General features: G+C 68.8%; 13 protein-coding genes and 2 riboswitches. Of the genes, 3 read left to right on the forward strand and 10 right to left on the reverse strand.

Going from position 1 to position 13,758, the window contains the following annotated elements; all coding sequences use genetic code 11:
• Window positions 1-65: 65 nt before the first annotated feature.
• The 8 genes from K2F47_RS41730 to gcvT all read right to left on the reverse strand — a co-directional run bounded on the left by K2F47_RS41730 (window position 66) and on the right by gcvT (window position 7,095).
• Window positions 66-293: a DUF397 domain-containing protein gene (locus tag K2F47_RS41730; protein WP_372490855.1), complete on the reverse strand. Its 228-nt coding sequence runs from the start codon at window positions 291-293 to the stop codon at window positions 66-68.
• Window positions 294-518: 225 nt separating this feature from the next.
• Window positions 519-800, reverse strand: a complete 282-nt coding sequence (locus K2F47_RS16310) for a hypothetical protein (protein ID WP_214617192.1) — start codon at window positions 798-800, stop codon at window positions 519-521.
• A 34-nt stretch (window positions 801-834) separates the two neighbouring features.
• Window positions 835-1,689 carry a helix-turn-helix domain-containing protein gene (locus K2F47_RS16315; protein WP_214617191.1) on the reverse strand — a complete coding sequence of 285 codons (855 nt, stop codon included), beginning with the start codon at window positions 1,687-1,689 and terminating at the stop codon, window positions 835-837.
• Between the two features lie 2 nt (window positions 1,690-1,691).
• Window positions 1,692-2,207, reverse strand: a complete 516-nt coding sequence (locus K2F47_RS16320) for a DUF6879 family protein (protein ID WP_242903935.1) — start codon at window positions 2,205-2,207, stop codon at window positions 1,692-1,694.
• Window positions 2,208-2,863: 656 nt separating this feature from the next.
• Window positions 2,864-4,237, reverse strand: a complete 1,374-nt coding sequence (locus K2F47_RS16325; protein ID WP_242903937.1) for an L-serine ammonia-lyase — start codon at window positions 4,235-4,237, stop codon at window positions 2,864-2,866.
• Window positions 4,238-4,290: 53 nt separating this feature from the next.
• A complete protein-coding gene (gene glyA, locus K2F47_RS16330) occupies window positions 4,291-5,562 on the reverse strand; it encodes a serine hydroxymethyltransferase (protein ID WP_308198418.1) in 1,272 nt (423 codons plus the stop codon).
• A gap of 3 nt (window positions 5,563-5,565) precedes the next feature.
• Window positions 5,566-5,970: a glycine cleavage system protein GcvH gene (gene gcvH / locus K2F47_RS16335; protein WP_242903938.1), complete on the reverse strand. Its 405-nt coding sequence runs from the start codon at window positions 5,968-5,970 to the stop codon at window positions 5,566-5,568.
• A gap of 21 nt (window positions 5,971-5,991) precedes the next feature.
• Window positions 5,992-7,095: a glycine cleavage system aminomethyltransferase GcvT gene (gene gcvT, locus K2F47_RS16340; protein ID WP_242903940.1), complete on the reverse strand. Its 1,104-nt coding sequence runs from the start codon at window positions 7,093-7,095 to the stop codon at window positions 5,992-5,994.
• A gap of 74 nt (window positions 7,096-7,169) precedes the next feature.
• Window positions 7,170-7,260, reverse strand: a riboswitch (glycine riboswitch).
• Window positions 7,261-7,264: 4 nt separating this feature from the next.
• A riboswitch (glycine riboswitch) is annotated at window positions 7,265-7,360 on the reverse strand.
• A gap of 195 nt (window positions 7,361-7,555) precedes the next feature.
• On the opposite strand from gcvT, the gene K2F47_RS16345 reads away from it, so the two are divergent.
• On the forward strand, window positions 7,556-8,854 hold the full coding sequence (locus K2F47_RS16345) for a M50 family metallopeptidase (RefSeq protein ID WP_242903942.1): 1,299 nt from the start codon (window positions 7,556-7,558) through the stop codon (window positions 8,852-8,854).
• 9 nt (window positions 8,855-8,863) lie between these two features.
• Here K2F47_RS16345 and cds1 read toward each other — a convergent pair whose 3' ends face one another.
• A complete protein-coding gene (gene cds1 / locus K2F47_RS16350; RefSeq protein ID WP_242903944.1) occupies window positions 8,864-9,967 on the reverse strand; it encodes an L-cysteine desulfhydrase Cds1 in 1,104 nt (367 codons plus the stop codon).
• Between the two features lie 101 nt (window positions 9,968-10,068).
• On the opposite strand from cds1, the gene K2F47_RS16355 reads away from it, so the two are divergent.
• Window positions 10,069-10,983: a hypothetical protein gene (locus tag K2F47_RS16355; RefSeq protein WP_242903945.1), complete on the forward strand. Its 915-nt coding sequence runs from the start codon at window positions 10,069-10,071 to the stop codon at window positions 10,981-10,983.
• A 12-nt stretch (window positions 10,984-10,995) separates the two neighbouring features.
• Here K2F47_RS16355 and K2F47_RS16360 read toward each other — a convergent pair whose 3' ends face one another.
• On the reverse strand, window positions 10,996-12,534 hold the full coding sequence (locus tag K2F47_RS16360; protein ID WP_242903947.1) for an ATP-dependent DNA ligase: 1,539 nt from the start codon (window positions 12,532-12,534) through the stop codon (window positions 10,996-10,998).
• 117 nt (window positions 12,535-12,651) lie between these two features.
• Here K2F47_RS16360 and K2F47_RS16365 point away from each other — a divergent pair, with 117 nt between their 5' ends.
• Complete coding sequence (locus tag K2F47_RS16365; protein WP_242903949.1) at window positions 12,652-13,431, forward strand: hypothetical protein; 780 nt, start codon at window positions 12,652-12,654, stop codon at window positions 13,429-13,431.
• The last annotated feature ends 327 nt before the right edge of the window (window positions 13,432-13,758 follow it).

Consider the following 13,758-nt stretch of genomic DNA (forward strand, 5'->3'; position numbering starts at 1 on the left):
CGAGTGCTTCTCAGGCCGGGCCTCTCTCCGGCTCTCTGGTGCCTGCTGAGAGCCTCACGGAGCTACTAGAGCCTTCCGGCTCTCCACTCACCTACCAGCCGTCGCCAGTGCTTCTGGCTGATCCATAGGACCGGCCCGTCCGGGACTGTCGAATCACGCACGGCCACGCGGCCCGAGCCGCTGGCCACTTCAACGCATCCATCTTGATTCAGTGCCTCACAACGCTTGGCCTTCTTGAACTTGAGCATCTTGTTCCCTCCTCTCACTCGGGAGTAACGGGCATGAGCAGGCATAGGCCACGTAGAAAGTCGTGTCTATGCGGTAAGAGCAGTAACCGCGATCTATAGCTCTGACTGCATCTGCATAACGACGGTCGCCAGTAGTGCGCCCGTCGAACACAAGGAGATCTCTAACAGCTCTCAGAGCCGTATCCCGTTCATGCCGTTCAGGGAAGAACTGATACTTCCCGAGGCGAGATGTGCTCACGTGCCAATGGTCGGCCGTGCCAGGGAAGGCGCTCATTTGCGCCCAGCGGGCTTAGGAGAAAGCAGGAACGAAAGCCGTTCGCCAGCAGAGGCAACGAGCCTCACAGGGCAGATGACAGCTCCCCAGGAGTACAAGAAGCAGGGTTCGCCGCCGTAGGGGCCGACCGTGACGTTCTCCGCGAGCTGGCCAGCATCCATGTTGACCACTCGAAGGAACATGGGCCGATCTCGCGGCTGAATTATCTTCGCCGTGAGTCCACGGCTAGTAACGTCTTCCCTTAGCGCTTCGAGCCTATCCAGAGCAGTGTCGGTCATGCTTCCCAGATTGAGCCTGGACAGATGTCAACTGCTACGAAGTTGCTCGAAGTTGCTCTATCTCTTCTCGGCGCTGATCAATCAGCTCCCTTGCTTTGTCGCCATAGACGGCTTGCGACTGCAAGGTCTGAAAGGTCCGAACCATGAATGCAACGTCCTGAGGTTCTACGGTGCGAATGCGCCCTGCATAGGTTGAAGTGCGGGCCATCGAATCATCGAAGATGTAGAACCCCTCACCGGGGAAGATTCTTCGAATCGCATGCGGCGGGATGATCCCAAAGGACACACTTGGGAGGCGAGTCACCGTGTCGAGGAAATCTAGCTGCTCAAGCATCGTTTCGACACTGCCCATTATCGCAGTCAGCGCGCCATGCTCGATGACGAAAGAGTACCGGTGTTCGGAAGAGTAGAGCAAGGATTGACGTTCAAGTCTCGCTTCAACGGCGGCATTGATGTCGTCAGCCAGACCGAACATTGAGGCGTTTACCTCCATCACCGCCCGGACATACGATGGACTCTGCAAGATGCCGGGGGGGCATATCGACTCATAGGCTCTAAGTAGTCTCGTAGCCTTGTAGAGCGGCGTACCTTTTGCCTGTAGCCGTTTCTGTCCGCCTTTAAGCGAGTTACGATGCAACTCCCACATCTGGGCAATGTCGCGGACTGTCGCTATCAGCTCCGGTATCTGCTCCTCAGCATGGCAGGCAATACACCAAGCTCTGATGTCATCCTCAGAGGGGTTCTGTCGGCCGTGCTCAATCTTGCTGACTTTGGCAAAGTGCCAATTGTTGAGCGCAGCAAGTTGCCTGCCCGTGAGCCTGGCGTCCTTGCGGATATTTCTGAGCCTGCCACCGAATGACGCTCTCGCGGCGTGAGCCTGCTCTGTCACTGTTAAACGGGCTTGTACTCGGCGTGCTGAACTGACACAGCCCAAACGGATTCAAAGGCGTTGCGGCAGAACTTAACAACTTCCGTATCCGTGTATAGCTGTCGCTCGATGACGTTACCATCACCGCCAAAGACTCCGAAAACGACAGCGTCGTTATCGAAGAGCCAGAAGTCATTGCCCGGTAGCGGGATGGTTGACACGAGACGGCGAGGAACCCAACGTATATCTTCACCGGCATCAAGGTTCGGCTGAGTGATGCTGTATGCCCACTTCTGATAGTCCGTAAGGGGCTCCGAGACCACGCACGCACGCCGGTAGCGCTTCCCCTGTGCGATACCGCTTCGCACTCGATCACACCATGGCCTGAGCCATTCAAGGCTGTCCGGCTCACCGGCCTTCCAGCGCTCGACCTTTTCAAGATCTCCTGTATCGTAGAAGTCTCTCAACTCCAAGTGCAGGGCTTCCTGCTCGAAGGACTCGAAGAGCTTCTTACGGTCTTGTGCGGTAATCAGCTTCACAGCTCACCCTCCATGTACTTCTTGGCCAGTAGCCGCACCAGTCCATCGGGAATTTCAAGATACGTTTCGTTATCCGCAAGGTTCCTCAGTTGATCGCGGACTTTGGGATCGGCCATGCTCCACCCTTGAACAACCCACGTCCCTTGGTCCGTCCGGTAGAACGCCGGACAATCATCATCAGTACGGGAAGCGGGATCTTTGCATACGAAGGTAAGACGCATGACGGCTCTCCCTGTGGTGGTTGCTTGAGGTTGCTCGGTCCAAGCGTCCAAGCCTGCTGCGAGGTTCGTCAAGGGCGTTGCTCGGTGTTGCTTAACTTGGCCGAGCAGGAGGGGCGCCGTTTCTCATGAGTTGTGGTGGGGTTCCTTCCTTGGCGGAGTCCCAGACTCGTACCAGGTCAAAGCGCCCTGCCCCGGGCGGGGCCTGACAGTTGAGCGATCATTCATTACCCCAGGGAGTACACGTGTGATGAGTCGTTTGTCCGTTGTGTGGTCGTGGTCCTCTGAGAGGGCATGAGAAAACCCCGCACGGTCATTGCCGTGCGGGGCCCTGGTCACCTACTTCCCGGGAAGCCACGGGGAAACGAGGAGACGTGATGCGGGTTGGGTGGGTTGTGCGTGTTGGTCGGTTCGGGCCTGAAGGCCCTGGTCAGAGGATCAGCACTCGATGACGTTGACGGCGAGGCCGCCGCGCGAGGTCTCCTTGTATTTGTCGAGCATGTCGCGGCCGGTGTCGCGCATGGTGCGGATGGCCTTGTCGAGGGAGACGAAGTGGCGGCCGTCGCCGCGCAGGGAAATGCGGGCGGCGCTGATGGCCTTGATGGCGCCGACCGCGTTGCGTTCGATGCAGGGGACCTGGACGAGGCCGCCGACCGGGTCGCAGGTGAGGCCGAGGTTGTGCTCGATGCCGATCTCGGCGGCGTTCTCGACCTGCTCGGGGGTGCCGCCGAGGACCTCGGTGAGGCCGGCGGCGGCCATCGAGCAGGCGGAGCCGACCTCGCCCTGGCAGCCGACCTCGGCGCCGGAGATCGACGCGTTCTGCTTGAACAGCACGCCGATCGCGCCCGCCGTCAGCAGGAAGCGGACGACGCCCTCGTCGTCGCGTCCGGGGACGAAGCGGTCGTAGTAGTGCAGGACGGCGGGGATGATGCCCGCCGCGCCGTTGGTGGGGGCGGTGACGATCCTTCCGCCGGCGGCGTTCTCCTCGTTCACGGCGAGGGCGAACAGCGTGACCCAGTCCATGGCGTGCAGCGGGTCGGACGGCTTCTCCGCTGAGAGCTGGCGGTGCAGCTGGGGCGCGCGGCGGCGGACCTTGAGGCCGCCGGGCAGCAGGCCCTCGCGGGTGCAGCCCCGGGTGACGCAGGCGCGCATCACGTTCCACAGTTCCAGCAGGCCCTCGCGGACCTCCTGCGGGGAGCGGCCGAACGCCTTCTCGTTCTCCATCATCAGCGCCGAGATCGACAGGCCCGTCTCGCGGCAGCGTTCGAGGAGCTCGGCGGCGGTGTCGAAGCGGTAGGGCAGGACAGTGTCGTCGGGCTTGATGCGGTCGGCGCCGGTGGCGTTCTCGTCCACGATGAAGCCGCCGCCGACCGAGTAGTAGACCTTGGCGCGCAGCTCGTTGCCGCGCTCGTCGAGCGCGGTGAAGCGCATCCCGTTGGGGTGGCCGGGGAGCGACTCCTTGCGCTCGAAAACCAGCTGCTCGCCGGTCGTGAACGGGATCTCGTGGTCGTGGTAGAGCGTGATCGTGCCGCGCTCGCGGATCGTGGCGAGGCGGTCGTCGACGGTGTCCACGTCGACCAGCTCGGGCTTGTCGCCCTCCAGGCCGAGGATGACGGCCTTGTCGCTGCCGTGGCCCTTGCCGGTGAGGCCGAGCGAACCGTAGAGGGTCACCTGGACGGACGCGGTCTTCTCCAGCAGCCCGGCACGGTCCAATCCGCGGGCGAAGCGGTGCGCCGCCGCCATGGGGCCGCCGGTGTGGGAGGAGGAGGGGCCGATTCCTATCTTGAACAGGTCGAAAACGCTGATGGCCATTGCTACCTCTTCGTAGCGCCCCCTCCGCCGGGCGGAGGGGGCGGCTGGCGTTTCTAGATGCCGGGGTACAGGGGGTGCTTCTCCGCGAGCGCCTTCACCCGGGCCGCGAGCGCGGCGAGGTCGGGCGAGGGCTGGAGGGCCAGCGCGATCACGTCGGCGACCTCGGTGAAGTCCGGGGCGGTGAAGCCGCGGGTGGCGAGGGCCGGGGTGCCGATCCGCAGGCCGGAGGTCACCATCGGCGGCCGCGGGTCGTTCGGGACGGCGTTGCGGTTGACGGTGATGCCGATCTCGTGCAGCCGGTCCTCGGCGTCGCGGCCGGTCAGCTCGGAGTCGACGAGGTCGACCAGCACGAGGTGGACGTCGGTGCCGCCGGTCAGCACCTTCACCCCCGCCTTGGCCGTGTCGTCGGCGAGCAGCCGCTCGGCGAGGATGCGGGCGCCGTCCAGCGTGGCCTGCTGGCGGGCGCGGAACCCCTCCGAGGCGGCGAACCTGAGCGCGACCGCCTTGGCCGCGATCACGTGCTCCAGCGGGCCGCCCTGCATGCCCGGGAACACCGCCGAGTTGATCTTCTTGCCGTACTCCTCGCGGGCGAGGATCAGACCGCCGCGCGGGCCGCCGAGCGTCTTGTGCGTGGTGGTCGTGACGATGTCGGCGTGCGGGACGGGGGAGGGGTGCAGCCCCGCCGCGACCAGCCCCGCGAAGTGCGCCATGTCGACCATGAGCAGCGCGCCGACCGAGTCGGCGATCTCGCGGAACCTGGGGAAGTCCAGCTGGCGCGGGTAGGCCGACCAGCCCGCGACGATCATCTTGGGCCGGTGCTCGGCCGCGAGCGCGGCGACCTCGTCCATGTCGACCAGGCCGTCCTCGGCGCGGACGTGGTAGGGCACCACGTTCAGCACCTTGCCGGAGTAGTTCAGCCGCATCCCGTGGGTGAGGTGCCCGCCGTGCGCGAGGTCGAGGCCGAGGATCGTGTCGCCCTGCTGGAGCAGCGCGAAGTACACCGCCGTGTTGGCCTGCGCGCCGCTGTGCGGCTGGACGTTGGCGTGCTCGGCGCCGAACAAGGCCTTGGCCCGGTCGATGGCGAGCTGCTCGGTGACGTCGACGTACTCGCAGCCGCCGTAGTAGCGGCGGCCGGGGTAGCCCTCGGCGTACTTGTTGGTCAGGACGGAGCCCTGCGCCTCCAGGACGGAGACCGGCGCGAAGTTCTCCGAGGCGATCATCTCCAGCGTGCCCTGCTGGCGCCGCAGCTCGGCGGCGACGGCCTCGGCGACCTCGGGGTCGGCCGTGGCCAGCGGGTCGTTCAGGCCGAGGGTGTCGGAGACCACCGGTCAGCCCTCCTCGATCAGCTTGTTGTAGTCGGTGGCGTCGAGCAGGTCGCCCGGCTCGCCGGAGATCCGGACCTTGAAGATCCAGCCCTCGCCGTACGGGTCGTCGTTGATGACCTTCGGCTCGTCCACCACGGCCGCGTTGATCGCGGTGATCTCGCCGCTGACCGGCGCGTACAGGTCGCTGACGGACTTGGTCGACTCGACCTCGCCGCAGGGCTCGCCGGCCTCGACCGCGTCGCCCTCGTTCGAGTGGAGCTCCAGGTAGACGATCTCGCCGAGCGCCTCCGCGGCGTGCGCGGTGATCCCGACGGTGACGATGCCGTCCTCGGGCGCCTGGCCGGCGGGGCCGAGCCCGGCGACCCACTCGTGTTCTTCGCTGTAGCGGAGCTGCTCCGGAACGCTCACGATTATTTCTCTCTCCAGGTCTCAGGAACGCTTGTAGAACGGCAGGTCGACGATGTCGACCGGCTCGGGCCTGCCGCGGACGTCCACGGCGAGGCCGCTCTCCCCGGCGCCGCCGTCCAGGTAGGCCATGGCGATCGGCCTGCCCAGTGTGGGCGACGGGGCGCCGCTCGTCACGACTCCGCACGGCGTGCCGTCGGACGTGACGACCTGGTACCCCTTGCGGGGCGCGCGACGCCCCCGGGCCACCAACCCGACGAGCCTACGGCCCACGGGTGTCTGTGCCTGCGCCGCCAGTGCGGCCTTCCCGACGAAGTCGGCGGGCTTGTCGAGCTTCACGACGCGGCCGAGGCCCGCCTCGAACGGGCTGGTCTCGGCGGTCAGCTCGTTGCCGTACAGGGGCATGCCAGCCTCGAGCCGGAGCGTGTCGCGCGCCGACAGCCCGGCCGGGACGACGCCCTCGACGCCCGCCAGCTGCCGCCACAGCGCGACGGCGTCGGCGGAGTCGACGAACAGCTCGAAGCCGTCCTCGCCGGTGTAGCCGGTGCGGGCGACCAGCGCGTCGATGCCCGCGACCTTGTCGGCGAGGATCGCGTAGTACTTCAGTTCGGCGAGCGGCGCGCCGGTGAACCCCTCCAGGATCGCCTGGGAGCGCGGGCCCTGGAGGGCGATCAGCGCGTAGTCGTCGGACCGGTCCGTGACGGCGGCGTCGAAGCCCGCCGCGCGCTCGACCAGGGCCTCCCGGACGGTCGCGGCGTTGGCGGCGTTCGCGACGACCATCCAGGTCTCGTCCGCGAGCCGGTAGACGATCAGGTCGTCCAGCACGCCGCCGTCGGGGTCGCAGATCATCGTGTACCGGGCCTTGCCGACCTTCATCGGCGACAGGTTGCCGACCAGCGCGTGGTCGAGCGCGGCGCCCGCGCCCGGCCCGTCCAGGAAGATCTCCCCCATGTGGGACAGGTCGAACAGCCCGGCGCCGGTGCGGACGGCCTGGTGCTCGGCGGTCTCGCTCGCGTAGCGCAGCGGCATCAGGTAGCCCGCGAAGTCGACGAGGTTCGCGCCGAGGTCCCGGTGGACGTCGTGCAGGGGCGTCTTCTTCGCGTTGCTCGCGGTCGGTTCGGCGGACATCGGTTCGGCTCCTTCGTCGCGGACGCGCGTGGTCACATCGTCCCACTCGCGCACCGTGCGTCTCGGTGCCTCCCCCTCTGTCATCGGCGCCTGAGAGCTTCACCCGCTCCGTGCGTGCGGGCTTTCACCTTCGGCGGGGGACGCGGAGTCCCCGCTTTCCAGAGGTCGCCTGGTCCGTGCGGTCCGTGGGCCTGAGAGGTTCCGGGGAGGGTTTGCTCCTTCGGCGTCCCCCGCTGGCGGCCGGGGACTCTCCCGCACGGGATCATCGGCTCCGGCCAGGCTAGCAGCGCTCTCACCCTCCCGACCAGGCGCCGCGACCCGTTCTTGACCCCGCCTCGACCGTCCGCCGGGCCCTGCCGGACGCGGGCATGACAGGGCGCGGGGACGGGGGTATGACGTAGTCTGAGGGGATTGCTGGAGCCACCCCACGGGTGCGGGGTGCACGACCGGAGGGGCACGCATGGGCTGGCTGGCGGGAGTGCTGATCCTGTTCTTCGGCCTGCTGGCGTCGATCGCGCTGCACGAGCTCGGGCACTTCTCGTTCGCGAAGCTGTTCGGGGTCCGCACGACGCAGTTCATGGTCGGGTTCGGGCCGACGATGTGGTCGCGCCGCAAGGGCGAGACCGAGTACGGCGTGAAGTGGATCCCGCTCGGCGGCTACATCCGCATGATCGGGATGCTGCCCCCGCGCCGCGGCGACGCCCCGGGCCAGGTCCGGCGGATCAGCACCGGCCCCTGGCAGGGCCTCATCGAGTCGGCGCGCGGCGCGGCGCTGGAGGAGGTCAGGCCCGGCGACGAGAACCGCGTGTTCTACAACAAGAAGTGGTGGCAGAAGCTGCTGATCATGTTCGGCGGGCCCGCGATGAACCTCATCCTGGCCGTGGTCTTCTTCGCAATCCTGCTGATGGGCATCGGCATGCAGCGGGCCCAGCCGGTGATCGCGGAGGTCTCGCCCTGCATGGTCCCGAAGAGCCAGGCCAGTGTGGACCACTGCCCGGCGGGCGCGACGCCGACCCCGGCGAAGGCGGCCGGGCTCAAGGAGGGCGACCGCATCGTCTCCTACGACGGCCGGGCCGTCGAGGACTACAAGCAGCTCCAGAAGCAGATCCGCGACTCGGCCGGGAAGACCGTCCCGATGGTCGTCGACCGCGCGGGCACCAAGGTCACGCTGAACGTGCCGATCACCCGCAACCAGATGCGCGACCTGGACGACCAGAACAAGATCGTCGAGGTCGGGTTCCTCGGCATCACGCCGACCACCAAGATCGAGCGGGACGGCCCCGGCGCCGTCGCGACGACGATCGGCGACCTCACCGGGCACACGGTGGGCGCGCTGGTGCGGATGCCGCAGAAGATGGTCGGCATCTGGAACGCGGCCTTCAGCGGCGACAAGCGCGACCCGAACGGCCCGATCGGCGTCGTCGGGGTCAGCCGCATCGGCGGCGACGTCGCCGCCTCCGACCAGCTCACCGGCGGCGAGAAGGTCTCCTACTTCGTGATGCTGCTCGGCTCGCTGAACCTCGCGGTCGGGCTGTTCAACCTCGTCCCGCTGCTGCCGCTGGACGGCGGGCACATGGCCGGCGCCCTGCTGGAGGCGCTGAAGAAGGGGTTCGCCCGGGTATTCCGGCGTCCCGACCCCGGCTACGTGGACGTCGCCAAGGCGCTGCCCGTCACCTACGTGATGGCGGCCGTGCTGATCGTCATGGGCGGGCTGCTGATCTACGCCGACCTCGTGAACCCGGTCCGGTTCAACGGCTGACTCCGGCGCTCAGGGGGTGCCCGGCTCCGGGAGCTCGCCGGTCTTGAGGAAGGCCTCCAGCGCCGCCAGGTAGGGGCGGATGTCCATGCCCTGCTCGGCGAGCCACGCGTCCGACCCGTAGGTGCCCGCGTACCGCTCGCCGCCGTCGCAGATCAGCGTGACGACGCTGCCGCGCTCGCCCGCCGCGCGCATCTGCGCGATCAGCCCCGCCGCGCCCCACATCGCCGTCCCGGTGGAGCCGCCGACGCTGCGGCCGGTGACCTCGCTCGTCCAGCGCATCGCCGCGATGGACGCCGCGTCCGGCACCTGGATCATGCGGTCGATCACCGACGGCAGGAACGACGGCTCGACCCGGGGGCGTCCGATGCCCTCGATCCGCGAGCCCGCCGCCGTCCGCTCCGGGTCGCCGTCGGCGAACGAGCCGAAGAACGCCGAGCCCTCCGGGTCGACGACCGCGAGGCGCGTCTGGAACCGCCGGTACCGCGCGTACCGGCCGATCGTCGCGGACGTGCCTCCCGTGCCCGCGCCGACCACGACCCACGCCGGTTCGGGGAACCGCTCCAGCCGCAGCTGCTCGAAGATCGACTCGGCGATGTTGTTGTTGCCGCGCCAGTCGGTGGCGCGCTCGGCGTAGGTGAACTGGTCCATGAAGTGGCCGCCGCACGCCGCCGCCAGCCGGCGCGACTCGTCGTAGATCGAGGACGGGTCCTCCACCAGGTGGCAGCGCCCGCCGTGGAACTCGATCAGCCCGATCTTCTCCGGGCTCGTCGAGGCGGGCATCACCGCGACGAACGGCAGCCCGAGCAGCCGCGCGAAGTAGGCCTCCGACACCGCCGTGGACCCGCTGGACGCCTCGATGATCGTGGTGTCCTCCCGGATCCAGCCGTTGGCGAGCGCGTACAGGAACAGCGACCGCGCGAGCCGGTGCTTCAGCGATCCCGTCGGGTGCACCGACTCGTCCTTCAGGTACAGGTCGACGCCCCACTCGGGCGGCAGCGGGAACACGTGCAGGTGCGTGTCGGCGCTCCGGTTCGCGTCGGCCTCGACCTTGCGGATGGCCTCCGCGATCCACGCCCGGCACGCCGGGTCGCAGCGGTCCACGACGCGGCTCATCTCGACATTCCCTTGCTATTCCCCTCGATCGGGATCGTTCCGTGGCAAACCCCACGATATCCCCGCACGTCACAGGGCATGATGGAGCCCACGGGGGGAAGATGATCGACCTGTTCAACCAGCGCATCGTGGACACCGGACGGCTGCCGCTGTTCGGCTTCTTCGTCGCGTTCATCGTGACGTTCGTGCTCACGCGGGTGAACGTGCGGCTGATCCGCGCCAACTGCCGCTGGTGGTTCCGCAACGTTACCGCCGGCGACCTGCACATCCACCACGTCGTGTTCGGCGTGGTGCTGATGCTCGTGGGCGGCGTGGCGAGCCTCGCCGCACCGGACGCCTACGTCGGGCTCGACCTGACGGCCGCGGTCGTGTTCGGCATGGGCTCCGCGCTCGTGCTGGACGAGTTCGCGCTGATCCTGCACCTCAGCGACGTCTACTGGACGGAGAAGGGCCGCGCGTCGCTCGACGCCGTGTTCGTCGCGATCGCCGTGACCGGCCTGCTGCTGCTCGGCATCCACCCGTTCGGCTTCGGGGGCGTCACGCCCGACCCGGGCGCCTCGACGCTGAGCGGCCTCTATGTGACGTCGCTGGTGGTCAACCTGGCGCTCGCCGTCCTCACGCTGCTGAAGGGCAAGATCTGGACGGGGCTGATCGGGCTGTTCGTGCCCGCCCTGCTGATCATCGGCGCGATCCGGCTGGCGCGGCCCGGCTCGCCGTGGGCGCGCTGGCGGTACACGGAGGGGTCGCGCAAGCTCAGCCGGGCCGTCCGCAACGAGAGGCGGTTCCGGCGCCCGCTGATCCGCGCCAAGATCTGGGTGCAGGAGTTCATCGCCGGACGGCACGACCACATCACGCCCGAGCTGCTCCAGCGCCGCACCGCCGCCGAGCGCGTCCGCCGCCGCAAGGTCGCCCGCGCCCAGCGCAAGGCCGTCGCCCGCGCGCGGCGCCGCGCCGTCCACCGCAGCGGCCGCCGGGGCCTGGAGATCAGGACACGCCACTCCAAGACCGACCGCTGACGACTGCCCCTCTCAATCCAGGACGGGCGCGACCGCGCGGACCGTGTCGATCGTGTCGGCCTCCGCCGCCGACTTGTCGGGCCGGTACCGCAGCACGCGGGCGAAGCGCAGCGCGATCCCACCGGGGTAGCGGGGGCTGTGCTGGACGCCGTCGAACGCGATCTCGACCACCAGCTCGGGACGGACGTGGACGGTCCACTCGTCCTCCCGGACGGCCAGCTCGCGGAACCGGCGTGTCTGCCAGGCCAGCAGCTCGTCGGTGAGGCCCTTGAAGGTCTTGCCGAGCATGACGAAGCCGCCGGTCTCGGGGTCGCGGGCGCCGAGGTGCAGGTTCGACAGCAGGCCCCGGCGGCGGCCGTGCCCCCACTCGACCGCGAGCACGACCAGGTCGAGGGTGTGCCGGGGCTTGACCTTCACCCACCCGGCGCCGCGCCGCCCGGCCGTGTAGGGCGTGTCGAGGGACTTCACCACGACGCCCTCGTGGCCGCGCGCGACGGACTCGTCGAAGACCTCCTTGGCGCGCGCCGCGTCGCCGGTCACGACGCGCGGCATGCGCAGTTCGGCCGGAACGACCCCGGCCAGGGCGGCGTCCCGCTCGGCGCCCGGCGCGTCGAGGAGGTCGGCGCCGTCCAGGTGCAGGACGTCGAACAGGAACACCGAGAGCGGCACCGGCTCGGCGGTCTTGGTCGTGCGGGTCGCGGTGCGGGCGGAGGTGACCTGGAACGGGTGGGGACGGCCGTCAGGCCGCAGCGCGATCAGCTCGCCGTCGAAGACCGCGTCGCGCACCGGCAGCCCGCGCACCGCCTCCACCACCTCGGGCAGCCGGACGGTGATGTCGTCGAGCGTCCGGGTGAACACCCGCACCTCGCCGCCGGAGACGTGCACCTGCGCGCGGATGCCGTCGAGCTTCCACTCCACCGCGACCTCGGTCTCGGGGCCCGCACCGAGCTTGGCGAACGCCTCGTCCATGGACGGGGCCGCCGCCGCGAGCATCGGTTTGATCGGCCGCCCGACCTCCAGCGTGAAGGCGTCCAGCCCACGGGCGCCCTCGGCGAGCGCGGCGGTGGCGACCGGGCCGAGCGCGCCGCGCAGCATCACCGCGCGCCGCACCGCGGCCGCCGGAACGTCGGCCGCGGCGGCGATCGCCTCGGCCATCACGCCGTCCAGCGCGCCCTGCCGCAGCTCGCCCGCCAGCAGCCGGACGAGGAAGTCCTGCTCGGGACGGGTCGCGCGGCCGAGCACGGCGGCGACCAGCTCGCGCCTCCGCGCGACCGAGCCCGCCCCCGACACCGCGCCGATCTCGGTGAACGCGGCGTCCACCTCCGGGACCGTCAGCGACGGCTCGGCGGCGGGCGGCGGTGGCTCGCGCAGCGCCGCGTACCCCACGCCGATCTGCCGTTGCGGCAGCTCACCGGACAGGTAGGCGACCACGGTCGCGGCCTCCTCCGGCTCGGCGGCACGCAGGCATCCGGCGAGGGCGGTCACCTTGGCCTTGCGGCCCGAGGTGCCCGCCACCACCCGAGACGTCTCGGCCAGCTCTGCTACGCGCACGGTTCCATTGTCTCCACCCGGTCCGACATTGGGACCCGCCGGGGGGTTGGTCAGGGCCGCCGGGGCTGGCTACCGTGACCTGAGGTGGCGCCGACCGGGGGAAGTGAGGAGCGGGGAGTGAGGCTTCCGCGGCCGTCGGAACCGTTCGATCGCGTGTACTCGGCGCCGGAGCCGCCCGCTCCGGCGCGCCGTCCGAGGCGCCTCGTGCTGCTGGTCGCGGTGGCCTCGCTCGCGGCCGCCGCGGTCGTGGTGCTGCTCGTGCTGCCCCTGGGCGGGGACGACCACCCGCGCCGCACGCCGACCGCCGCCGTGTCGCCGTCCGCGCCGTCCGCGCCGTCCGGGTCCTCTGCGCCATCGGAGTCGGAGACGCCGTCCGAGTCGGCCACGCCCGCCCCCGGCCAGGAGCCGATCACCGCGCTCCCCGCGCCCTGCGGGATGGTCTCGGGCGGCACCGCCGGTTCGGTCGTGCCGGGCGCGCGGCGGCGCGAGAGCGCCAACACGACGCTGACGACCTGCACCTACTCCTCGGCGAGTCAGGCGTTTCGCTGGCTGCGGGTGGAGACGCGGCTGTACGCTCCCGGCAACAGCACCGATCCCGTGAAGGACGCCGCGAGCTCCTACCGCACCCAGTGGAACCAGGCGCACGACGCTCCGCTGACGCGGACGATCACGCTGGAGCGGGAGCCCGGCCTCGGGGACGAGGCGTACCGCTGGTTCAAGGCCGACAAGGGCCAGCCGACGGTGGTCGGCCAGGTGACCGCGCGGGTCCGCAACGCGCTGGTCACGGTCAGCTACAGCGAGAAGGCGCCCGGCGAGGGCGGCCTGGACGGGGCGGAGCGCTCGTGCCTGTCGAAGGCCGTTCGGGTCGCCCGGGAAGCGCTCGGCGCACTGCGCTAAATCATTTCTGACCTGAATCGGCCGATCATGGCATATTTTCTGTCAACACCTTCTAGGGTGATGACAGAAAAAGGGGAGGAGCGCGCTGAACACGCTCCCGTGAGATCAGTGTTCGGCGCGCGGAGTGCCTGGGGAGGAGGAGGTCATCGCCGTGACCGTTCGATTGGTCGGCGTGTCCTGGGTGTAGTTACACCAGGTCAAGCTACAGATTCCCGGTAGCAGGGGCCGCGAAGTGGACCTCGCTTCGCGGCCCGTCCCTTTCCCGAAGACAGTCCAATTTGCGACACCCCCCAGTATTTGAAAACTTCTTTAAAAATGCTGTATGTG

Origin of the sequence: Actinomadura terrae (assembly GCF_022751215.1) — a bacterium.
Classification (GTDB): domain Bacteria; phylum Actinomycetota; class Actinomycetes; order Streptosporangiales; family Streptosporangiaceae; genus Spirillospora; species Spirillospora terrae.